At 49.4% G+C, this 251-nt stretch carries 1 protein-coding gene; it reads left to right on the top strand.

The genetic code is table 11. The annotated features are described in order from the left end of the window. Positions 1–251 (top strand): DUF1007 family protein (locus tag ACYP03_RS27170; protein WP_459782828.1); only part of this gene is annotated, 251 nt, incomplete at both ends.

Genomic DNA, 251 nt, shown 5'->3' with positions numbered 1-251 from the left:
ATATGCTGGACGGTGAGGATACTTCCCCTGAAAACGAGCAGAACACCTTCCGTAAGATGGCGGCATCCATGCTGGAAAATATTCAGGGTGATCAGTATTTCACTAATTTTTATGACGGTGATCAGCTGCTTCACTACAAACCGGCTCATAGCGGGCAACTGAAGCGTGACCGGGCAAAACTGGTGCTTAGTTTCGTGCTTCCCCTGTCCAGTCCTCAGCGAATCACACCCGATACATTGCGACTGTTAGTG

This window comes from Photobacterium sp. R1 (genome assembly GCF_054600795.1).
This window is presented reverse-complemented; position numbering and strand designations above follow the sequence as displayed.